25 protein-coding genes and 1 riboswitch are annotated in these 21,643 nt (G+C 65.1%); of the genes, 3 read left to right on the top strand and 22 right to left on the bottom strand.

Annotated features, from left to right (window positions below; genetic code table 11):
* Positions 1-2: 2 nt before the first annotated feature.
* The 4 genes from HCO70_RS03225 to rpsA form a co-directional block, all read right to left on the bottom strand.
* The gene (locus HCO70_RS03225) at positions 3-644 is read right to left on the bottom strand and encodes a phosphoribosylanthranilate isomerase (protein ID WP_172293015.1); all 642 of its coding nucleotides are present in this window, start codon (positions 642-644) and stop codon (positions 3-5) included.
* A 9-nt stretch (positions 645-653) separates the two neighbouring features.
* Positions 654-1,013 (bottom strand): lipopolysaccharide assembly LapA domain-containing protein, encoded by a 360-nt coding sequence (locus tag HCO70_RS03220; protein WP_172293013.1) that lies wholly within the window; start codon positions 1,011-1,013, stop codon positions 654-656.
* Positions 1,014-1,020: 7 nt separating this feature from the next.
* Complete coding sequence (gene ihfB, locus HCO70_RS03215) at positions 1,021-1,305, bottom strand: integration host factor subunit beta (protein WP_172293011.1); 285 nt, start codon at positions 1,303-1,305, stop codon at positions 1,021-1,023.
* 373 nt (positions 1,306-1,678) lie between these two features.
* Complete coding sequence (gene rpsA, locus HCO70_RS03210; RefSeq protein WP_172293009.1) at positions 1,679-3,361, bottom strand: 30S ribosomal protein S1; 1,683 nt, start codon at positions 3,359-3,361, stop codon at positions 1,679-1,681.
* A 126-nt stretch (positions 3,362-3,487) separates the two neighbouring features.
* Here rpsA and HCO70_RS03205 point away from each other — a divergent pair, with 126 nt between their 5' ends.
* Positions 3,488-4,318, top strand: a complete 831-nt coding sequence (locus HCO70_RS03205; RefSeq protein WP_253913100.1) for a ZIP family metal transporter — start codon at positions 3,488-3,490, stop codon at positions 4,316-4,318.
* On the opposite strand, the gene HCO70_RS03200 is transcribed toward HCO70_RS03205, so the two are convergent.
* The 9 genes from HCO70_RS03200 to HCO70_RS03165 all read right to left on the bottom strand — a co-directional run bounded on the left by HCO70_RS03200 (position 4,315) and on the right by HCO70_RS03165 (position 10,455).
* Complete coding sequence (locus HCO70_RS03200; protein ID WP_371742150.1) at positions 4,315-4,578, bottom strand: GNAT family N-acetyltransferase; 264 nt, start codon at positions 4,576-4,578, stop codon at positions 4,315-4,317. The genes HCO70_RS03205 and HCO70_RS03200 overlap by 4 nt on opposite strands.
* Before the next feature lie 43 nt (positions 4,579-4,621).
* Positions 4,622-4,759, bottom strand: coding sequence for a hypothetical protein (locus HCO70_RS24740; protein WP_253913099.1), 138 nt, complete (start codon positions 4,757-4,759; stop codon positions 4,622-4,624).
* A 10-nt stretch (positions 4,760-4,769) separates the two neighbouring features.
* Positions 4,770-5,768 carry an aldo/keto reductase gene (locus tag HCO70_RS03195; protein WP_172293007.1) on the bottom strand — a complete coding sequence of 333 codons (999 nt, stop codon included), beginning with the start codon at positions 5,766-5,768 and terminating at the stop codon, positions 4,770-4,772.
* Positions 5,768-6,397: a d(CMP) kinase gene (locus HCO70_RS03190; RefSeq protein WP_172293005.1), complete on the bottom strand. Its 630-nt coding sequence runs from the start codon at positions 6,395-6,397 to the stop codon at positions 5,768-5,770. Before HCO70_RS03190 ends, HCO70_RS03195 begins: the two co-directional genes overlap by 1 nt.
* Complete coding sequence (locus tag HCO70_RS03185) at positions 6,397-6,810, bottom strand: GFA family protein (protein WP_172293003.1); 414 nt, start codon at positions 6,808-6,810, stop codon at positions 6,397-6,399. Before HCO70_RS03185 ends, HCO70_RS03190 begins: the two co-directional genes overlap by 1 nt.
* Positions 6,811-6,812: 2 nt before the next feature.
* Positions 6,813-7,208 (bottom strand): hypothetical protein, encoded by a 396-nt coding sequence (locus tag HCO70_RS03180; protein WP_172293001.1) that lies wholly within the window; start codon positions 7,206-7,208, stop codon positions 6,813-6,815.
* Positions 7,205-8,557: a 3-phosphoshikimate 1-carboxyvinyltransferase gene (gene aroA, locus HCO70_RS03175; RefSeq protein WP_172292999.1), complete on the bottom strand. Its 1,353-nt coding sequence runs from the start codon at positions 8,555-8,557 to the stop codon at positions 7,205-7,207. The genes HCO70_RS03180 and aroA overlap by 4 nt, the downstream gene beginning before the upstream one ends.
* A gap of 89 nt (positions 8,558-8,646) precedes the next feature.
* A complete protein-coding gene (locus HCO70_RS03170; RefSeq protein WP_172292997.1) occupies positions 8,647-9,711 on the bottom strand; it encodes an amidohydrolase family protein in 1,065 nt (354 codons plus the stop codon).
* Between the two features lie 33 nt (positions 9,712-9,744).
* Positions 9,745-10,455, bottom strand: a complete 711-nt coding sequence (locus HCO70_RS03165; protein ID WP_172292995.1) for a tRNA (guanosine(46)-N(7))-methyltransferase TrmB — start codon at positions 10,453-10,455, stop codon at positions 9,745-9,747.
* 167 nt (positions 10,456-10,622) lie between these two features.
* On the opposite strand from HCO70_RS03165, the gene HCO70_RS03160 reads away from it, so the two are divergent.
* Positions 10,623-11,261: a DUF1326 domain-containing protein gene (locus tag HCO70_RS03160; RefSeq protein ID WP_172292993.1), complete on the top strand. Its 639-nt coding sequence runs from the start codon at positions 10,623-10,625 to the stop codon at positions 11,259-11,261.
* A gap of 4 nt (positions 11,262-11,265) precedes the next feature.
* Positions 11,266-12,072: a DUF2182 domain-containing protein gene (locus tag HCO70_RS03155; protein ID WP_172292991.1), complete on the top strand. Its 807-nt coding sequence runs from the start codon at positions 11,266-11,268 to the stop codon at positions 12,070-12,072.
* A gap of 184 nt (positions 12,073-12,256) precedes the next feature.
* On the opposite strand, the gene metK is transcribed toward HCO70_RS03155, so the two are convergent.
* From metK to miaB, 9 genes are all read right to left on the bottom strand, one after another.
* On the bottom strand, positions 12,257-13,426 hold the full coding sequence (gene metK / locus HCO70_RS03150; RefSeq protein ID WP_172292989.1) for a methionine adenosyltransferase: 1,170 nt from the start codon (positions 13,424-13,426) through the stop codon (positions 12,257-12,259).
* 3 nt (positions 13,427-13,429) lie between these two features.
* Positions 13,430-13,481: riboswitch (SAM-SAH riboswitch) on the bottom strand.
* Between the two features lie 11 nt (positions 13,482-13,492).
* Complete coding sequence (gene lnt, locus HCO70_RS03145) at positions 13,493-14,974, bottom strand: apolipoprotein N-acyltransferase (RefSeq protein ID WP_253913185.1); 1,482 nt, start codon at positions 14,972-14,974, stop codon at positions 13,493-13,495.
* 31 nt (positions 14,975-15,005) lie between these two features.
* Positions 15,006-15,905 carry a hemolysin family protein gene (locus HCO70_RS03140; RefSeq protein ID WP_172292985.1) on the bottom strand — a complete coding sequence of 300 codons (900 nt, stop codon included), beginning with the start codon at positions 15,903-15,905 and terminating at the stop codon, positions 15,006-15,008.
* A gap of 42 nt (positions 15,906-15,947) precedes the next feature.
* Positions 15,948-16,427, bottom strand: a complete 480-nt coding sequence (gene ybeY, locus HCO70_RS03135) for an rRNA maturation RNase YbeY (protein ID WP_172292983.1) — start codon at positions 16,425-16,427, stop codon at positions 15,948-15,950.
* Between the two features lie 417 nt (positions 16,428-16,844).
* A complete protein-coding gene (locus HCO70_RS03130; protein WP_172292981.1) occupies positions 16,845-17,765 on the bottom strand; it encodes a cation diffusion facilitator family transporter in 921 nt (306 codons plus the stop codon).
* A 65-nt stretch (positions 17,766-17,830) separates the two neighbouring features.
* Positions 17,831-18,460 (bottom strand): O-methyltransferase, encoded by a 630-nt coding sequence (locus HCO70_RS03125; RefSeq protein WP_172292979.1) that lies wholly within the window; start codon positions 18,458-18,460, stop codon positions 17,831-17,833.
* Positions 18,461-18,491: 31 nt separating this feature from the next.
* A complete protein-coding gene (locus HCO70_RS03120; RefSeq protein WP_172292977.1) occupies positions 18,492-19,505 on the bottom strand; it encodes a PhoH family protein in 1,014 nt (337 codons plus the stop codon).
* Positions 19,506-19,786: 281 nt separating this feature from the next.
* The gene (locus HCO70_RS03115) at positions 19,787-20,107 is read right to left on the bottom strand and encodes a hypothetical protein (RefSeq protein WP_172292975.1); all 321 of its coding nucleotides are present in this window, start codon (positions 20,105-20,107) and stop codon (positions 19,787-19,789) included.
* 146 nt (positions 20,108-20,253) lie between these two features.
* Positions 20,254-21,573: a tRNA (N6-isopentenyl adenosine(37)-C2)-methylthiotransferase MiaB gene (gene miaB / locus HCO70_RS03110; protein WP_172292973.1), complete on the bottom strand. Its 1,320-nt coding sequence runs from the start codon at positions 21,571-21,573 to the stop codon at positions 20,254-20,256.
* Between the last annotated feature and the right edge of the window lie 70 nt (positions 21,574-21,643).

Here is a 21,643-nt window from a genome sequence, read left to right as displayed (position 1 = left end):
CGTCAAGCGAGCGCCGCCGCGAAAGCGGCAATCTTCGCCGGGTCCTTCACCCCAGGCGCGCTTTCGATGCCCGAGGACAGGTCCACCTGCCGCGCGCCGGTCAGGCGCACTGCCTCGGCCACGTTGTCCGCCGTAAGCCCGCCCGCAAGCATCCATGGCACCGGCCAGCGTCGCCCGGCAACCAGCCGCCAGTCAAAGGGAACGCCGTTGCCGCCCGGCAATTCGGCCCCCGGCGCAGGCTTGGCATCGACCATGATCTGGTCCGCCGCCTTCAGATAGCCTTCCAGCAGCGGCAGATCGTCTGCCGTGGCGATCCCGACCGCCTTCATCACCGGCAGACCGTAACGCGCCTTCACCTCTCGCACGCGGTCAGGCGTTTCGCTGCCGTGCAGTTGAAGCATGTCCAGCGGCACCTTCGCGGTGATCGCATCAAGCGTCGCGTCGTCGGCATTCACGGTCAGCGCCACCTTGCAGATGGCCATCGGCACCTGCGCCGCCAGCTCCGCCGCCGTGTCAATGTCCACGTAGCGGGGCGACTTAGGAAAGAAATTGAAACCGACATAGGCCGCACCAACCCTGGCCGCCGCCTCGATGTCAGAGGCGGTCCGCAGGCCGCAGAACTTGATCCGGACGGAATTGGTCATGCCGCGGGTCTAGCCCGCCTTGCTGCCATTCTCAAGCAGGGCCAGCACGTCGTCGTCGGCGCCGGGATTGCTTGTCTTGATCTTGCTGACCTCGCGCGCCAGCTTTTCCTTCTCGCGCCGCTGACGTGTCGCCTCGGCCCGGTGCTTGTGCTCGCGCATCCACTCCCAGATGAAGCCCAGAAGCACACCGGCAATGACGCCGCCCAGGATCACCAAGAACAACGGCAGCGTCACGTCAGCGCTGAAACCGATCAGTTCCGCCAGGTCCGCCGGCAGCAGGTGAAGCGTCACCAGTTCGCGATTGGCAAGAGCGACGGTGATAAGGCAGACCGCGATGACGGCCAGGATCGCATAGCGGATGTAGCGCATTCGGGTGTCAGGCTTTCCCGTTCAGTCTGTCGCGCAACAGCTTGCCGGTCTTGAAGAAAGGCACGTGCTTTTCTTCCACCTCGACAGATTCGCCGGTACGCGGGTTACGCCCCACTCTGGCATCTCTTTGCTTGACGGAAAAGGCACCGAATCCGCGCAGTTCGACCCGGTCGCCCCGCGCCATCGCCTCAATGATCTCGTCGAAAATCGTGTTCACGATCCGCTCGACATCGCGCTGGAACAGGTGCGGGTTTTCGTCGGCGATCTTTTGAATCAACTCCGAACGGATCATATTCAAGTTCCCCCTTCGTAATAGCTTTTCTGACCGCTTTGGTACGGCTCTTCGGCTTGGGCGACTATAAGGCGAAACCTTTGGCCCACAAACATTAACAGTCCTTCCACCCGTGATAATTCACGAGAAAACGGTCTCAATCGGCAACCATTTTGGCTATGACCCGGAAAAACGCAATGATTCCGATGAATTCGCAAAAAACGGGCAGGGTTTGGCCGGTGGTTGATTCGGTCCGGTAATACGACCATTCACCGAGTGATGCCTAGTTCTGTTTCTGACGTAACTTTTTAGATTGTTCACATGTTTAGTAAATTAATAAGAAAAAGCCCCGCACGTTAAATGCGGGGCTTCAATACTTATCAGATCGACAAGTCTAGTTGTCGTCGCCCTTCAGGGCAGCACCAAGAATATCCCCAAGCGATGCACCGGAGTCGGAGGAACCGTACTGTTCGACGGCCTCTTTTTCCTCGGCGATCTCGCGGGCCTTGATCGACAGACCCAGGCGGCGCGACTTGGGATCGACGTTGGTGACGCGAACGTCGACCTTGTCGCCAACCTGGAAGCGTTCTGGTCGCTGCTCGGCACGGTCACGCGACAGGTCGGAGCGGCGGATGAAGGACTTCATGCCTTCGTATTCCACCTCGATGCCGCCGTCCTCGATCGCCGTGACGCCCACGGTGATGATCGAGCCGCGCTTCACACCGTCCACGGCATCCGCGAACGGATCGCCTTCCAGCGCCTTGATCGACAGCGAGATACGCTCTTTCTCGGTGTCCACCTCGGTGACGACGGCCTTAACCATGTCGCCCTTGCGGTAGTTCTGGATTGCATCCTCGCCGCGCTGGTCCCAGCTCAGGTCGGACAGGTGAACCATGCCGTCGATGTCGTTCTCGAGACCGATGAACAGACCGAACTCGGTGATGTTCTTGACCTCGCCCTCGACCTCGGTGCCGACCGGGAACTGTTCTTCGAACACTTCCCACGGGTTGCGCATGGTCTGCTTCAGACCCAGCGACACGCGGCGCTTGGCGGTGTCGATCTCCAGCACCATGACATCCACTTCCTGAGAGGTGGAGACGATCTTGCCGGGATGGACGTTCTTCTTGGTCCAGGACATTTCCGAGACGTGCACCAGGCCCTCGACGCCCGGCTCCAGCTCGACGAACGCACCGTAGTCGGTGATGTTCGTGACGCGGCCGGCATGAACCGAGCCCAGCGGGAACTTGGCTTCGACCGAATCCCACGGATCGTCCTGCAGCTGCTTCATGCCCAGGCTGATACGGTGGGTTTCCTTGTTGATCTTGATGACCTGAACCTTGATGGTTTCGCCGATCGACAGGATCTCGGACGGATGGTTGACGCGGCGCCAGGCCATGTCGGTGACGTGCAGCAGGCCGTCCACACCACCCAGATCGACGAAGGCGCCGTATTCGGTGATGTTCTTGACCACGCCGTCGACGGCATCGCCTTCGCTGAGTTTGCCGATGACCTCGGCACGCTGCTCGGCGCGGCTCTCTTCCAGGATCGCGCGGCGCGAGACAACGATGTTGCCGCGGCGGCGGTCCATTTTCAGGATCTGGAACGGCTGCTTCAGACCCATCAGCGGGCCGGCATCGCGCACCGGGCGCACATCGACCTGCGAACCGGGAAGGAACGCAACGGCGCCGCCCAGGTCGACGGTAAAGCCGCCCTTGACCCGGCCAAAGATCGCGCCTTCGACGCGCGCATCGTCGGCATAGGCTTTTTCCAGACGATCCCAGGCTTCCTCGCGGCGGGCCTTGTCGCGGCTGATGACCGCTTCGCCGCGTGCGTTCTCGACGCGGTCAAGGAACACCTCGACCTCGTCACCGACGCTGATGTCGGGCGCTTCACCGGGATTGGAGAATTCTTTAAGGTCGACGCGGCCTTCCATCTTGTAGCCGACGTCGATGATGGCTTGTCCCGCTTCGATCGCGATGACCTTGCCTTTGACGACAGACCCTTCGTTCGGGGTGTCGATTTCGAGGCTTTCATTAAGGAGGGCCTCGAATTCCTCCATGGATGCGTTATGAGCCATGTGGCGTGTCAGTTCCTTACATTTTGCTATTCGGGCCGGGCGGTTGTCTCCGCCGGTCTTGGGGTTTCGTTGGTCAAGCGGTCCGCAAAACAAAGAGGGCCGGAACTTCCGACCCTGCTCGTCCTCTTGCCTTGCAGCGTTGCCCGCCTTGTCGACGGGCGCGATATAGCCGCCGCCCGGCCCGAATGCAAGCCCCGCGCCGTCGGCGCCCTTCCGCGCGGTCAGGGGGAACCTCCTGCCATCGGCGGCGTCCTGTCTTTCATGGTCGTCATCGCCGTCATCCTCATCACCTCTGCTGCGCTGATCCTCGGCGCTGTCTGGGGCGCCTTTCGCGGTCTTGGCGACCAGACGGAGGGCTTCATCGTCTCGATGGCCGGCGGCGCGCTGATCGTCTCCTTGATGGAAGAAATGATCCGCCCCAGCACCGAAACCCTGCCGCTCCTCGCCGTCACCGTCGCCATCGGCTTCGGCGCGACCCTGTTCACGCTGCTGGACAACTGGGTAGACGCGAAGCTCTCGAATGCCGGCGGCATCGGTCTGCTGCTGGCCGTCACGCTCGACGGCGTGCCCGAAAACCTCGCCCTCGGCACCGCCCTGATCGGCTCCGACGCGCTGCAGGTGGCGGCACTGGCCGGATCGATCTTCCTGTCGAACTTGCCAGAGGCGGCAGGCGGCGCCAAGCGGATGATGAAGGATGGCAGAAGCCGCGGCACGGTCATCGCGATCTGGTCCGGCGTCGCGGTTCTGCTCTCAGTCGCAGCACTTCTCGGCTACTGGGGGCTCTCCGACGCACCCGACGAACTGACCTCCGCGATCAAATGCTTCGCCGCCGGCGCCGTCGTCGCGTCGCTCGCGCGAGAGGTCTTCCCGCAGGCCAGGAAGGAAGACAAGAAATGGACGGGCGTCGCCGTCGCCCTCGGCCTCTGCCTGTCGCTCACCCTCAGCCAGCTCGGCTAACCGGCGGCACACCACTCGTAATGAACGTCCCACTCGTCGCTGCCGGTCATCCGGAACCCGCAGCGCTGGTAGAAACCGTTCGCCGGGCTGTCCCTCAGCGCCATAAGGCGCAGCGGCAGCTTCGCATCGCGCGCCTCCTGCTGGATGATCTCCACCACTGCGCGGCCCCTGCCGCCACCCTGCATCGCGGGCCGCAGATAAAGGTGGTCGAGATACAGGTGATCCGCCTGCACCCGCACCACGACAAACCCCGCCAGCACCTCGCCTACCAGGATCAGCCGCGTATCGCCGGGCTCGAAACGGTCAAAAAAACCGCGCCCGCGCCCTGACCGGATCGAACCGCCCCAGCGCCTCCAGGCTCATGCGCATCGCCTCCACACGGATATCCGCCAGCCGGTCCGCATCGCGCGCCGACGCGGGCGCCAGAGCGATCCCGCTCACCCCGTGCAGGTCAGCAATAGCGTTCCGGCCCGTTCCACTGCCCGGTGTTGTAGCGGTCGCCATGCGCCCATCCCACCGGCAGCACATCCTCGATAGAGGCCAGTTCCGACGCGCCCAGCTTCAGCTCCGCGCCTCGCGCCAGCTCGCGAAAATGCCGCACCGAGCGCGTCCCCGGAATCGGGATCACCTGATCCCCGCGCGAAATCAGCCACGCAATCGCCAGCGCCGCCGCCGGTTCTCCCAGCGCCGCCGCCAGCCGGCGGAACCGGTCGGTGATCTCGAGGTTGTAACGCAGGTTCGTCGGCTCGAACCGCGGATTCGACTTCAGGAACGGGATCGTCTCCACCCGCTCCGGCGTATGCGGATCGTCCGTCAGCAGCCCGCGCCCCACCGGCGAAAACGCTACCAGCGCCACGCCCAGCTCCGCGCAGGTCTGCACCAGCCCCAGCTCGGGCGAGCGCGTCGACAGCGAATATTCCGACTGCACCGCCGCAACCGGCGCCACCGCCGCCGCCCGCCGCAGGGACGACGGCGCGATCTCGGAAAAGCCGATGGATTTCGTCTTGCCCTTCTGCACCAGCAACGCCAGCGCCTCTGCCGCTTCCTCGATGGGCATCTCCGCCTGCCGCCGGTGGATATAGTAGAGATCGACGCACTCCACCCCCAGCCGCTTCAGGCTCTTGTCCAGCTCGCCTTCCAGATACGACGCCGAGTTGTCGTAATACCGTTCCCCTTCCGGGCTCCGCGCGATCCCGCCCTTGGTGGCGATGGAAAAGAAGTCCCGCGCCTCCGGTCGCTTCGCCAGATAGGTGCCGATGGCGGTTTCCGACCGCCCCGCACCATAGACGTTCGACGTGTCGATATGGCTGATCCCCAGCTCCATCGCGGCATCGAGGATCGCGTGGCTCTCCGCCTCGTCCGTCGGCCCGTAGAAATCGGCGAAGGACATCGCCCCGATCCCCATCGGAGAGATCTTCGCCCCGCCCTTGCCCAGTTCACGCTGCTGCATCATCGCTCTCCTGTCATCCGCGCCTCGACCGCCGCGATGGACGCCGCCACCGCCTCGTCGATACTCATTTCGCTCGTGTCGATCAGCACCGCGTCCGGCGCCATCGCCAGCGGTGCGTCGGTCCGCCCGCTGTCCCGCGCATCCCGCGCCTTCAGATCCGCAAGCACCCCGTCAAAGGTGACGTCATGCCCCGTCGCCTGCAACTCGATAAACCGCCGCCGCGCCCGCACCTCGTCCGAGGCGGTCACGTAAAGCTTCGCTTCCGCCCCCGGGCAGATCACCGTGCCGATATCGCGCCCGTCCAGAACCGCGCCGCCCTCCTGCCGGGCAAAGCCCTGCTGAAACGCCACCAGCGCCCTGCGCACATCGCCGCGCACCGCCACCTCGCTCGCGGCGGACGCCACCTCGGGCGACCGCAGACCATCGCGATGCAGGTCCTCCGGCCGCAGCGCCTGAGCCGCCGCCAGCGCATCCTCGCCATCCAGCACCCGCCGGCCCACGGCGCGATACAGCAACCCGGTATCAAGATGCGCGAACCCGAAATGCCGCGCGACCTCCTTGGAGACCGTCCCCTTCCCGGCTGCCGCCGGCCCGTCGATGGCGACGGTGAATGCGGAACCTGCGGGCATCAGACCCCTTGATCCGGCATCATGGTGGTCAACACCGGATCCTCGCCCTCCGCCTGCGGCAACCCGTCGGCGATCTCGAAATAGTCGCCCTTCGTCGCGCAGTAGATATGCCCCATCAGCGTCAGGCCTGTGGGCCCGTCCAGCGTCCCCGCATGGATCGACAGGTTCCGCCCCGGCCCGTCCCAGAACAGGCTCGACCCACAGCGTCCGCAGAACCCGCGCCGTGCCGTGTCCGACGACTGGTACCAAGACACCTCGCCGAAAACCTCGACATCCTCCCGCGGCGCCGAGGTCGCGGCCACGAAATGGCCCGAGGTCTTGCGGCACTGGATGCAGTGGCACGCGATCACCGGCCGCATCGGCCCGCTCACCACGTATCGCACGTCCCCGCACAGGCAGCTTCCCTCGGCCATGCTCACGCCCTCTCGTAGACCTGGAAGATCCGGATCCAGCCGCCCTGCCCGTCCGCATTCTCCTGCAGCACGGTCATCAACCGCCCGTCCCGCGACACACGGCGCACCGCTTTCAGGATCGCCTCGCCGCCCGCCATCGCATCGCTCAGCAAGGTGAAATCGTCCTCATGCGTGACCGAATAGCTGTCGACCCCGGGAAACCCCGCCTCCACCGGCGATCCGTCCGCCGGCGCCGCGAACTCCGTCTTCAGTTCTTTCCCCTCTGCCTCCCAGCTGACGGTGAACGCGATCTCGCCATCACGGTCCTCGATCACATAGTCGCCGCGCTCCGGGGGGCCGCCCGCCGAGTAGTGGCTGATTTCCGGGATCAGCCGCCAGTGCCCGAAATACGCGCTCACGAATTGCTCCGGACCAGCTGCGCGCCCAGCCCCGCCATCAGCGGTTCGAAGATCGGGAAGGACGTCGCGATCGGCCCGCTGTCATCGATCTTCACCGGCTTCTTCGCCGCCATCCCGCAGCACATGAAGGACATGGCGATCCGGTGATCCAGCCGCGCCTCGGCGGTGGCGCCGCCCGGCACGCCGCCCGCGCCCATGCCATGCACGATCAGAGTGTCCTCGTCCTCCTCGATGATCACACCGCAGGCCTCCAGCCCGCGCGCCATCGCGTCGATGCGGTCGCTCTCCTTCACCCGCAGTTCCTTGACGCCGCGCATGACGGTCTTGCCCGTCGCATTCGCCGCCACCACCGACAGGATCGGGTATTCGTCGATCATCGACGGCGCCCGCTCCGGCGGCACCTCGATCCCCTGCATGTCGGGAGAGAACCGCGCCCGCAGGTCCGCCACCGGCTCACCGCCCTCGACCCGCTCGTTCTCAAGGGTCAGGTCCGCGCCCATCTCGCGCAGCGTCTCATAAAGCCCGGCCCGCGTCGGGTTCAGCCCGATATTCGGTACCAGAACGTCCGATCCCTCGACGATCAGCGCCGCGCAGACCGGGAACGCCGCCGAGGACGGATCGCGCGGCACCGCGATCACCTGCGGGCGTAGCTCCGGCTGCCCGACCAGCGTGATCACCCGCTCCTCTGCCAGCGGCTCGACGGAGATTTCCGCGCCGAACCCCGTCAGCATCCGCTCGGTATGATCCCGCGTCGCCTCCGGCTCGATCACCACAGTCTCGCCCCGCGCGTTCAGCCCGGCCAGCAGCACCGCGGATTTCACCTGCGCCGAGGCCATCGGCAGGGTATAGCGCACCGGCACCGGATCCGCCGCACCCACCAGCGTCATCGGCAGCCGCCCGCCCGCGCGCCCATAGGCCCGCGTCCCGAACAGCGCCAGGGGGTCGGTGATCCGCCCCATCGGCCGCTTCCGCAAACTCGCATCCCCGGTAAAGGTCGCGGTGATCGCCGTGGTCGCCATCGCCCCCATGACCAGCCGCACCCCGGTGCCGGAGTTACCGTAATCGATCACATCCTCCGGCTCGGAAAAGCCGCCGATGCCGACGCCGTGCACCCGCCAGTGGCCGCCGCCCTCCTCGACGACGTCGGCCCCGAAAGCCCGCATTGCGGCGGCGGTATCCAGCACGTCCTGCCCTTCCAGCAGGCCCGAGATCCGCGTCTCACCCACCGCCAGCGCGCCGAGGATCAGTGAGCGGTGCGAAATCGACTTGTCCCCCGGCACATGCGCCGTGCCTTTCAGCGGTCCCGACTTGCGGGCGGTCATGGGAATCGCGGGGCCGTGGCTCGACATGGGGACCTCTCAGTAAACCGTCCCCCGATTACCCAAGCTCCGATACAAGGTCCACCGTCTGATGCAGCTGGCAGAGACGGGAACGTCCGTTACAGGCCTTCACCCGTCAGCCAGGCATGCGGATTGGTCTCCGCAATCTGGCGGAAGGTTTCTTCCCCCAACGCATTCCGCAGGCGAAAACAGATATCCCGCTCTGACAGGGCCTCGCGACGCGTCATGTAGAAATCCGACCCGAACAGAACGCGTTCGCGCAATCGTTTGCCTGCGTCGTCATCCGCCAGCAGGAAGATCCGCAGGTAGGGGATGTAGTCGTCGAAATAGAACAGGGTATAGGAGATATCCGTCCACAGCCCGGGCCAGTCGTCGCTACAGATCAGCCGGCGAATCCGCACTTGCCAGTTGTCGTTCCCGGTCGGTGCCTCGCCACGCGCATAAGCCTCCCAGTCGCGCTGGCCGCCGAAATGCGCCAGACAGACGCGCAGCTTAGGAAATTTCTGCAGCACGGGCAGAAAAGCGTCCGGCTCGCTATACCGATCGGCGGTGAAATCGCTCAGCTCACGCCCCTGCACGCCACCCCGCGAACAGTGGGTCATCACGGGCAAACCCTGTTCCGCGAGATTAGGATAAACCTGGTCCATCAGCGCCGGATCATCGGGCGCGAAACCCAGTCGCGGATACAGTTTCAGTCCCTTGAACTGCAACTCGCGGATTGCGCGCATCCCCTCGTCGATGCTGGCCTGCGATCTGGGGTCCATCGTGGCGAAGGGGATTATGCTGCCCGGCGCCTTGTCGTTCACCTGCAGCCGGTTGAGTTCGTCATGCTGCTCTTTCAGCGACATCGGGACGGGCCCGTACCCGATGCAGCTCATGTCCATCGGCAGAACGACAAACCGGGTCCCCTCCGGATAATACCCTCGTACTGCCTCCAGTATCTCGCGCTGCTCGACCTTGTCCGATTCCTGCTGGAATCGATAAAGGCGGTCGAGCATGTCCGCCCAGTCCGTTCGATTGATTACCCGCGCAACCCAGGCAAAGAACCGAACCAGAAACGGTAATCGCCGGAACGGCCGCAGAAGCGGCGACGGATAGTCGGACGGTATGTGGTTCCGGGTGAAGAGATGAATGTGGCAATTGGTGATGCAGAGGTCGGCCATTGCTAAATCCTCGGTTAGAATGACCCGAGGATATCACATTCTCCGAAACGTCAGGTAATGCGGCACCCGCCCCTCGCGCAGCGCCTTCTGCTCGTAGCGGGTCGAATACCAGTCGTCCCACGGCTCCCGCCAGTCCGCCGCCCGCTCGGCGGTCCACTCGAACCCGAACTGCGGCACCTGCTCCAGCGTCTGTCGCACGTAATCCGGGATATCCGTCGCCACCCGGAATTCCGCCCCCGGCTTCTGCACCCGCGCCAGCGGCTCTAGATGCTCCGGCGTCACGAAACGCCGCCGGTGATGCCGCTTCTTCGGCCACGGATCGGGATAGAGCAGAAACGCCTTCGCCACCGAGGCTTCCGGCAGCACGTCGAACAGGTCGCGCACGTCGCCCGGGTGAATACGGATGTTCTCTACTTCCGCCTCGCGGATCTTGCCCAGCAGCATCGCCACGCCGTTAATGAACGGCTCGCAGCCGATGATCCCGACATCCGCATGCGTCGCCGCCTGATGCACCATGTGCTCGCCGCCGCCGAACCCGATCTCCAGCCACAGCTCGCGCCCGCCGAACAGAGCCTCCACGTCCAGCGCCGTGCGCTCCGGGTTCACGTCCCAGTCCACCGGCCCGGGGCTCAGCGCCGCCAGATCTTCCTCAAGGTATTCCTGCTGCGCCGGCCGCAATGTCTTGCCGTGCCGCCGCCCGTAGAAATTGCGCCACGGCGCTTTCGGGTGCTTGGTTTCGCTCATCGGCGCGGGAACTGGCAGGTTCGATTTCCCCGGTCAAGCCCACGAAACAGGCACAAACCACGCGAGTCCGGGCGGAAAACCGGTATTCCGTTCGGGACAACGCCGAATCGTGATACCTTACCCAACGTTAGCGTAAAGTCGATTATTCGACATGGTGGGGGACAGTTATGACCGATTGGGAAATCCATGGCCGCGAGATGGTCAATTGTAACTGCAGCTATGGCTGCGGCTGCCAGTTCAACGCATTGCCGACACACGGCCATTGCCGCGCGGCAGTCATCTTCGAGATAAACAAGGGCCACTACGGCGGCGTAAAGCTCGACGGCCTCTACACCGCCTCCAACTACACCTGGGACGGCCCGGTCCACGAGGGCGGCGGCACCATGCAGCTCTTCATCGACGACAAGGCGACCGACGCGCAGGCCCAGGCGATGGAAAAGATCATGCTCGGCGAGGATACCGACGATATGGCGACCATGTGGTGGGTCTTTGCCGCCATGTCGCCGAACCGGCTCGAAACGATCCGCGCACCGATCGGCTTCGACCTCGACATAGAGGCGCGCACCGGCAAGGGCACCGTCGGCGACATTTTCGAGATGACCGCCGAACCGATCCGCAACCCTGTGACCGGCGCCGAGCACCGGGCCCGCATCGACCTGCCCAACGGCTTCGAATACCGCATCGCCGAGATCGGATCCGCCAGCACACGTTCCAGCGGCGAGATCGACCTCAGCGGCCTCGACAGCAGCTACGGCCAGTTCGCCGAGCTGCACCTTTCCGGCAAGGGCGTGCTGGAAGCCGCCTGACCGCATGACCCGGGGGCTGGTGGAAACCGCGCTTCGGCGCGACCGCACACTGCTGATCTGCGCCATGGGCGCACTGTTCCTGCTGGCCGGGCTCTACACGGTCTATGGCATCGGCATGAACATGACGGCGGTGGAAATGACGCGGATGGCGGGCATGCGCGACATGCCCGGGATGCGCGAACCCGGCGCGTGGGGCTTCGGCTACGCGGTCCTCGTCTTCCTGATGTGGTGGGTGATGATGATCGCGATGATGCTGCCCAGCGTCGCGCCGGTCATCCTGCTCTATGCCGCCCTGCTCCGGCAGACGGCGCAGGCGGCGCGTGTGCCCGCCATCGCCGCTGCGTTTCTCGGCGGATACCTCGCCGCCTGGGCAGGCTTCAGTCTGCTCGCGGCCTTCGCGCAATGGGCGCTGGAGGCGGCGGGCATCGTTTCAGCGACGATGATGACGCTGATCGACACGATCCCCGGCGCACTCGTCCTGATCGCCGCCGGCGCCTTCCAGTTCACACCGTGGAAGGATACCTGTCTCGCCCATTGCCGCTCGCCCGCCGATTTCCTGACCAGGCGCCGCCGCCCGGGTGCATCCGGCGCATTCGTGATGGGGCTCGAACACGGCGCCTATTGTCTCGGCTGCTGCTGGTTCCTGATGGCGCTGCTCTTCGTCGGCGGTATCATGAACCTCTACTGGATCGTCGGCCTTGCCGCGTTCGTGGCACTGGAAAAGCTCACGCCCTTCGGCCGCCCGCTGTCGCGGGTCGCCGGCGCCGTCCTGATCGCCTGGGGCGTCTGGGTCATCGCCGGGGCTGTCTGAGCTACTCGGCACGCGCCGCCGGGGTTTTATCCAGCCCGTCAGCCCCGTACCCCCGTCGGTGCCTCCCGCAGCAACTTCGGCCAGCCCCAAGCAGGAAGCGACCGCCAGATCGTAGACTGCCCGAAACGAAAAAGGCGACGCTCCGGCAGAGCGTCGCCTGTATCGCCTTGCAGGAAGGCCGCGCTTACACGGCCTTCTTCAGCGCCTCGGCCAGATCCGTCTTCTCCCACGAGAAGCCGCCGTCCTCTTCGGGCGTGCGCCCGAAATGGCCGTAGGCCGCGGTACGCTGGTAGATCGGGCGGTTCATCTGCAGATGCTCGCGGATACCGCGCGGGGTCAGGTCCATGACCTTGCCCACCGCCTGTTCGATCTCGGCATCGGTCACGCCGTCGCAGGTGCCGTGGGTGTCGACATAGATCGACAGCGGCTTTGCCACGCCGATGGCATAGGACAGCTGCAGGGTGCAGCGTTTCGCCATGCCCGAGGCGACCACGTTCTTCGCCAGGTACCGCGCCGCGTAGGCCGCCGAGCGGTCCACCTTGGTCGGGTCCTTGCCGGAAAACGCGCCGCCGCCATGCGGGGCAGCACCACCATAGGTGTCGACGATGATCTTGCGTCCGGTCAGCCCGGCGTCGCCGTCCGGCCCGCCGATCACGAACTTGCCGGTCGGATTCACATGCCACTCGGAGTCGGGCAGCACCCAGCCATCCGGCAGGATGTCGTAGATGTAAGGCGACACGAGCGCCTTGACGTCTTCCGAGGTCAGCGACGGGTCGAGGTGCTGCGTCGACAGCACGATCGACGTCACGCCAACCGGCTTGCCGCCTTCGTATTTCACCGTCAGCTGCGATTTCGCATCCGGCCCCAGCTTCGGCTCGGTGCCGTTCTTGCGCACCTCGGCCAGCTTTTTCAGGATCGCGTGCGAATAAAGGATCGGCGCCGGCATCAGTTCCGGGGTCTCGTCGGTCGCGTAACCGAACATGATACCCTGGTCGCCCGCGCCCTCGTCCTTGTTGCCGCTGGCATCGACGCCCTGCGCGATATCGGCCGACTGGGCATGCAGGTAGCTGTCCACCTTCATGTTGGCCCAGTGAAAGCCTTCCTGCTCGTAGCCGATATCCTTCACGCAATCGCGTGCGATTTGTTCAACGCTGCGAATGATATCGCCCGGCCCGCGGACTTCGCCGCCGATGACCACGCGATCTGTCGTTGCAAATGTCTCACATGCGACGCGGGAATAGGGATCCGCGCCTAGAAATGCATCGAGGACTGCATCCGAAATCCGGTCACAGACCTTATCGGGGTGACCCTCCGAAACGGATTCGGAGGTAAAAATATAGTTATCTCTGGACATGAGTGCTCCATTAGGGTTTTGGGCCGACCACGCCAGGAAGCCGTTGTGGCGGCACGTTCGACTGCGTTATCGGGACGCAGCGATTTCGTCAACAGAATTGCTGCGCCGCAGGAAAAGACCGATCAGCAGCACGAACAATAGCCCCGCCACGGGCCAATCACCCGTCTTCGCGTAAATAGTCGGCGGCAAAGCGGGCGGCAACGGCGCATCCACCCAGCCCGCCTCGTTCAGCGGCAGCGACTGCAGCACGTTGCCCCGCGCATCGATCACAGCCGACACCCCGGTATTCGCCGCACGCACCATCGGCAGCCCCTGCTCCACCGCCCGCAGCCGCGCCTGCGCGAGGTGCTGGTACGGGCCCGAGATTGCACCGAACCACGCGTCATTGGTGATCTGCAATAGCCAGTCGGGCCGTTCCGGCGCGGCGGCCACATCCTGCGGAAAGATCGCCTCGTAACAGATCAGCGGCAGCACCCGGCCCAGCGCCCCCAGCTCCAGCATCTCCGGCCCCGGCCCCGCACTGTAGCCGCGCCCGGTCCCGACACCGAACAGCGTCGTCCCGGCCCGGTCCAGAACCCGGTCCAGCGGCATGTACTCCCCGAACGGCACCAGGTGATACTTGTCGTATAGGTCCGAGACCTCGCCGTTCTCGTCCAGCACGATCAGGCTGTTGAAGGCGTCGTCGCCCTCGGTCCGCTGGATCCCCAAGATCACCGGAACAACGCCGGCGGATTCGTGGATCAGTTCCAGCCACACCTCCGCCTGCTCCAGCAGCACTGGAATCGCCGTCTCCGGCCAGATGATCAGGTCCGGACGGCCATCTTCACCGGCGGCGGTGAACTCCCGCGCCCGCTGAAAGAACAGCCGCGCATGGTCCGGATCCCATTTCAGGTGCTGCGCCGCGTTCGGCTGCACCAGCCGCACCACCGGCCCCAGCGGCTCCGCCAGGTGCCGCGCCCCCTGCCACACGCCCAAGCCGTAAAGCGCCACGAAGGGCAGCAGCACCAGCACGATACGCCGCCACGATGGCCACGCCGCCGCCGCCAGCGCCGCACACAGTACCGTCAGGAAACTAAGCCCAACCGGCCCGACAAAGGCGGCAAGCTGCATCGGCGCCCAGCCGACCCAGGCATGGCCGACCAGCGCCCAGGGAAATCCGGTCAGGATGTAGGACCGCGCCAGTTCCACCAGCGCCAGCGCCGCGGCAAAGGCCACCGCCCGCCCCCAGCGCCCCGATCCGACCCAATGCGCCAGCGCAAAGGCCCCGGCCCAGAACAGCGCAAAGCCACCCGCCATGAACACAAGCGCGAAGGGCGCCATCCAGCCGTCATGCGCCGCGTCGACAAAGAACGGCTCGACGATCCAGAACAGCGTCGCCGCGAAATACCCCACGCCGAACGCCCAGCCGATCCACGCCGCGCCCTTCGATCGCGCCGCCAGCGCGAACAGCGGATAGACCAGCGCCAGCCCGGCCAGCGTCGCCCAGGGCAGCGACACCGGGGCCTGCCCCAGCGCCGCCAGCACACCGAACAGCGCGGCCAGCGGCATCGAACGACGTCCGAACCGGGCCGGCAGCGCGCTAGTTGTCACGCGTTTCCTGCGGCAGCCGCACCCGCAGCCGCTTGATCCGCCGCGGGTCCGCATCGACGACCACGAATTCCACCCCGGCGGGATGCGGGATCATCTCGCCGCGTGCCGGAACCCGGCCGCACAGCATAAAGACCAGCCCGCCCAGCGTGTCGATCTCTTCCTGATCCTCTTCGTCGGCCAGCTTGATACCGATCTCGTCCTCGAACTCCTCGAGCGGCGCCTTCGCCTGGACAAGATAGGTGCCGGGCTTTTCCAGCACCCAGTAATTGTCCTCGTCGATGTCGTGCTCGTCCTCGATCTCGCCGATGACCTGTTCGATCAGGTCCTCGATGGAAACCAGCCCGTCGACCCCGCCATATTCGTCGATCACCAGCGCAAGGTGCATCCGCTGCGTCTGCATCTTCTGAAGCAGCACCCCGATCGGCATCGACGGCGGCGCGAACAGTAGCGGCCGCAGCATCTTGCGCAGGTTGAACCGCCCGCCGCCGCCGTTGAACCCGTGCGTCAGCGCAAAGTCCTTCAGGTGCACCATGCCCAGCGGCGTATCCAGCGTGCCCTTGTAGACAGGCAGCCGGGTCAGCCCGCTTTCGCGGAACACCTTGACCAGCTCTTCCTTGGTGATCTCCACCGGAACCGCCACGATCTCCACCTTCGGGATCGCCACGTCCTCCACCCGCATCCGCCGCAGGTTGAGAAGCCCCAGCGAGGCGCCTGCCTGCGAGGTTCCGTTCACCTGAACATGGGTGTCTGTGGAATGGTCCGGCTCGGTCTCGCCCGAACCGTTGGAGAAGGCATCTTTCAATCGGGCAAACAGCCCACGATACCCGTCGTTACTATGATCCTGCGCGCTCTGCGCCGCGCTAGAGGACCCGCTATCCGAGTCGCCCATCGTTCCTTTCCAAAAACACGGGCCTCCTATGGACCCGCGACGCTAATATGGGTCCGGAAGACCCAGGGTTGCAAGTATCTCGGCCTCAGTCCGTTCCATCAGTGCGGCATCGGCGTCATCTTCGTGATCGTAACCGAGTAAATGCAAAATTCCATGAACGATCAGATGCGTGACGTGATCGGCCACGGGCTTGCCCGCTTCGGCGGCTTCCCGCTCACAGACACCCCAGGCAATCGCGACGTCTCCCAGCTCGCCCGGCGCGGGCAATTCGGGCCGTTCGCCCGCCACCTCCGCCGCCCGTTCCTCGGACGGCCAGCTCAGCACGTTCGTTGGCGTCGGCTTGCCCCGGAACGCCTCGTTCAGCACCGCGATCCGGTCGTCGTCGCAGCCCAACAGAGCCGTCTCGAAATCTTCCGGCTCCAGCCCAAGGTGCGCCAGCGCCGCCGCCGCCGCCCGCGAAGCCAGTGCCTCCAGCCCCAGCGCCTCCCATTCGGGGGCCTCGATCACGACATCGACCGTCATGGCGCCATGCATCCGATCCCGCCGCAATTGTCCAGTCCTCGCCAACAAAATGAACGCGTTCGGTCCTTTGATCGACACACGCGCATGAAATCAGGAGATCATCAGAAGACCGAAGTGAAACCGTCCCGAGGCGATTGCTATCCGATAACACCCGGCTGTTTTTGAACGACAGCTCCCCGCCGGGCCAGGATCGAGGCACCAGCAAGGAGACCCGCAATGCATTTCACCGTCATGTTCCGCCGCAACTGCCTGCAGATGTATTACTTCCCGCAGCGCGCCCGCCGCCCGGCCCCGCAGCTCCGCCTCGTCGCCAGCTAAAGCGTTTCGATCTTAACCTGAAACAGACCGCATCCCGCAATGCGTTGAAATCTCTGATTTCAGGCAGCGTTGCGTGATCCAGAATAAATCGACAACGCTCTAGGCGTGACCAATCACCGGCGCGCCATCGCAGGCGTGCCGCGCGCATTCCAGCTCCAGCGTCGAATGCCCCACCTCGAACCGGCTTTTCAGCACGTCCTTGATGCGGTCCTTGATCGCGTCCGCCTCGCCCCAGCGACCTTCCTCCAGCACCACATGCGCCTCCAGCGCCGCGGCATGCTCCTCCATCTGCCACAGATGCGCGTGATGCACGCCCCGCACGCCGTCGACACCGCGCAGCGCCTCGACCACCTCGCGCGAATCGATCCCCGGCGGCGACGCCTGCATCAGGATGCGGATCACCCCGCCGATCTCGGCAAAGGCCATCCACAGGATGTACCCCGCGATCAGCAACGTCACCGCCGGGTCGATCAGCCGCCAGTCGTACAGCAGGATCAGCGTCCCCGCGACGATCACAGCCACCGAACCCAGCGCATCCGCCAGATTGTGCAGGAACGCCGCCCGGATGTTCACGCTGTTCTTCGACATCGCGTAGGTCAGCAGCGCCGTCACCGCATCCACGATCAGCGCGATGGCCGCGATGATCACCACGACCCAGCCCTCCACCGGCTGCGGATCGAGGAACCGCAGAATCGCCTCGTAGCCCAGATACAGCGCCAGCAGGATCAGCGTCGTGTAGTTGATCAGCGCCGCGATCACCTCGGCCCGGCCATAGCCGAAGGTCATCTCCGCATCCGCTGGCCGACGCGCGATCTTGCGCGCGGCGAATGCGATCACCAGCGACACCGCGTCGGACAGGTTGTGCAGCGCATCCGCGATCAGCGCCAGCGACCCCGCCAGGATACCGCCGGCGATCTGCGCCAGCGTCAGCCCGAAATTGACCGCGATGGCCAGCCACATCCGCCGGTCGCCCGCCTCCGGGTCGACATGGTGATGATGATGGTGATGATGATGCCCCATGGCCGGCCCTCCGAGTCACCCGATACCTAACCCGCCTCCGTCCGAGGGCGAGCCGCGACCCGTCGTCACCCCAGGTACAGGCTCAGCCCCATATCCCCGCAGCGCTGCGTCAGAAAGCCCGAGGCCGGATCGCTCACCGCATCGAAATAGTCCTTCGTCGACGCAAGGCTCAGGTTGTCCGACAGAACCATCGCCCCCGGCTTCAGCTTCGGCTTCAGGATCTCCAGCACCGTCAGGTACATCCCCTTCCAGCCGTCCAGCAGCACGAAATCCACCGGCCCCTCGACACCCTTCAGTGTCTCCCGCGCATCGCCTTCCAGCAGCGTCACGCAATCCTCCACGCCCGCGCGCCTGAAGGTTTCGTGCAGCGCCGCGCATTTGTCCGGATGTACCTCCGTCGTGGTGAAATGCCCGCCCGTCTTCCACATCGCCGCCGCGAAATACATCGCCGAAATCCCGAAGGACGCGCCAAATTCCACAACGTTCTGCGCCCCGGCGGAGCGGGCCAGCATGTAGACCAGCTCCCCCTCCTCCGGCGACAGCGCCAGGAATTCCGTCCCCATGCGCACGATATTGTCGCTCATGTCCTGCGGACGGAACCCGCCCCGTGCCTTACGCGCCGCCCGCGCCTCTTCCGAAGCCGCACGCAGACGAGTCAATTCCGCCGCGATCAGCGGATCATCCGGTAGCCACATCTGTCTGTCCTCATTTTGCCGGAATATCGGCTCAGGACGCCTCGTCCGCGTCGTAAGCCTCGATGATCCTCGCGACCAGCGGGTGACGCACGACGTCCTTGGCTGTGAAATAGTTGAACGAAATCCCCTGCACCGTGCTCAGCAGACGCTCCGCATCCTGCAGGCCCGACTGCACGCCGCGCGGCAGGTCGACCTGGCTTCGGTCGCCGGTAATCACCATCCGCGACCCCTCGCCAAGCCGCGTCAGGAACATCTTCATCTGCATGGTCGTGGCGTTCTGCGCCTCGTCCAGCACCACGAAAGCGTTCGACAGCGTGCGCCCGCGCATGAAGGCCAGCGGCGCAATCTCGATATTCTTCTCCTCCATCAGCTTGGCCAGCTGCTTGCCGGGAAGAAAATCGTTCAGCGCATCGTACAGCGGCTGCATGTAGGGATCGACCTTCTCCTTCATGTCGCCGGGCAGAAAGCCAAGCCGCTCGCCCGCCTCCACAGCCGGACGCGACAGGATGATCTTGTCGACATGGCCGCCGATGAACATCGACACGCCCACCGCCACCGCCAGATAGGTCTTACCGGTCCCCGCCGGGCCGATGCCGAAGGCCAGCTCGTTGGAAAACAGCGACTTCACATAAGCCTTCTGCGCCTCGGTCCGCGGCTCCACCGTCTTCTTCCGGGTCTTGATCTCCACCCGGCCGCCCTGGAACAGTTCCATCTGGTCTCCGTCCCGCGCGCCCGTGTCCTTGTCGCTGCCGCCCAGCCGGATCAGCCCGTCGATATCGCCCGCATCCACAGAACGCCCGGCTTCCAGCCGCGCGTACAGTTCCTGCAGCACCGCCGCCGCCTGCCCGCGCGCCTCGCCGTCGCCGATCACCGCCAGGTGGTTGCCCTTTCGAAAGATCTGCACCGACAGCCCGTGCTCGACCTGCGCAAGGTTGCGGTCGAACTCTCCGCAGAGGTCGATCAGCAATCGGTTATCCGGGAATTCCAGAAGGGTTTCGTGAATCTCTTCGGGTGAGACAGGCGGGGTCAAGGTGCCAATGGCCAAGTAGCTCTCCGTTCCCTGGTACTTGCTTCGAGCGTGCCAAGCGCCGATGCCGGACGCAAGTCACAATCGGCGGCAGGCGCCAATATGGGGGCCAGTCTGCACACATGGTTGTGGCAAAAGCATGAAACCGCGGCAGATATTGTACGCGTTCGCCGGATCCCGCCATTGCCGCACCGCAGCAGCCCGCAAAGTGCCGATCAGGAATAACCCACCGTGCGGCCGCCGCGCCATTCCGTCCGCCCGCTCCGTCCGCCCGCGATATCCGCAGCCGCCACCAGGCATCAGTTCCGCACAGGCGTTTCCCGCAGCATCCGTGCCACCGCCTTGCGCAGCCCGGCCGGGTCGTTGACCAGCGCCGGATCGCGGCAGATCCGGTTCGCGATCGCGCTCGCTGTCGCAATGTCGTAGCCGGCGGCGACAAGGCTGTCGATGAATTCCGGCTGCGGCCGGTCCCAGATCACCTGCTGCCATGGCCCGCGATAGCAGCTGATCGCGATCGTGGGCCGCATCGCCACGTAACCGGCATTCGCACTCAGCCGCTGCGCTTCCGCGACACCGGCGAGGCCGGCCAAAACAAGGACAAATCCGGCAATTCTCAGCATCCGCAACCCTCCAGCCTCACGAAAAAGGGCGAATATGCTGCAATGACCGGTTCTCCTCCGAACCGGCCCATCGCCCCCATACCTGGCAGGCGCAGGCTAGACTGCTCTGGTTAAGAAAGGCTTTCCGGAACCGGCGCCCGGCGGCGCTACACCAGTTCCCCGGCCAGCGAGTTCGGCCCGCTCGCGGTGATCCGCACCCGGGCCAGATCGCCCACGGCCACGTTCGCGCCCTCGACATACACCGCGTGCAGGTGGTCGGACTTGCCCGCCATCTGCCCCGGCATCCGCCCCTTGCGCTCGAACAGCACGCCGACCTCGCAGCCGACCATCTCGTCCTGGATCTCCCGCTGCTGCCGCGTCAGCAGCGCCTGCAGCCGCGCCAGCCGCTCGCTCGCAACATCGGCATCGACCAGCGCCCGCTCCGCAGCCGGCGTTCCCGGCCGCGCCGAATACTTGAAGGAATAGCACTGCCCGTACCGAACAGCTTCGACCAGCGCCATCGTGTCGGCGAAATCCGCCTCGGTCTCTCCCGGGAAACCGACGATGAAATCCCCAGACATCAGGATATCCGGCCGCGCCGCCCGGATCCGCTCGATCAGCCGCAGATATTTCTCCGCCGTGTGCTTGCGGTTCATCGCCTTCAGCACCCTGTCCGACCCCGACTGCACCGGCAGGTGCAGGTACGGCATCAGCTTTGCGCAGTCCCCATGCGCCGCGATCAGGTCGTCGTCCATGTCGTTCGGGTGCGAGGTGGTGAACCGGATCCGCTCCAGCCCGTCGATCCCGGCCAGTTCCCGGATCAGCCGCGCCAGCGACCAGTCGCCGCCCTCCGCTGCCCCGTGATAGGCATTCACGTTCTGCCCCAGCAGGGTGATCTCCCGCACCCCGCGCTCCACCAAATCCCGCGCCTCGCCCAGCACCTGCGCCACCGGCCGCGACACCTCGGCGCCCCGCGTATAGGGCACCACGCAGAAGGCGCAGAACTTGTCGCAGCCCTCCTGCACCGTCAGGAAGGCGGTCGGCCCGCGCTTCGCCTGCGGCCGCCGCTTCAGCCGGGTAAACTTGTCTTCCTCGGGAAACTCGGTATCCAGCGCCTTCTCGCCGCCGCGCGCCCGCGCCTCCAGCTCCGGCAGCCGGTGATAGCTCTGCGGCCCCACTACCAGATCGACCAGCGGCTGCCGCCGCATGATCTCTTCGCCTTCGGCCTGCGCCACGCAGCCCGCCACGCCGATCTTCAGGTCCGGCCGCGCCGCCTTCAGCTCCTTGAACCGCCCCAGCTCGGAATAGACCTTCTCCGCCGCCTTCTCGCGGATATGGCAGGTGTTCAGCAGGATCATGTCCGCGTCGTCCGCCGACGCGGTTTCCACATAGCCCGCGCCGCCCATGGCTTCCGCCATGCGCTCGCTGTCATAGACGTTCATCTGACAGCCATATGTCTTGATGAACAGCTTCTTCGGCTCCGCCATCGTCGGCCAGTCTCACCTGCTAGGATCAGGCCCGCCGCATACACCCAACCGCCCCGTCTTGCAAACCGCG

The organism is Pseudoruegeria sp. HB172150 (assembly GCF_013184805.1).
Taxonomy (GTDB): domain Bacteria; phylum Pseudomonadota; class Alphaproteobacteria; order Rhodobacterales; family Rhodobacteraceae; genus Psychromarinibacter.
The sequence above is the reverse complement of the archived record's forward strand: the minus strand, read 5'-3'. Positions and strand labels throughout refer to the sequence as shown.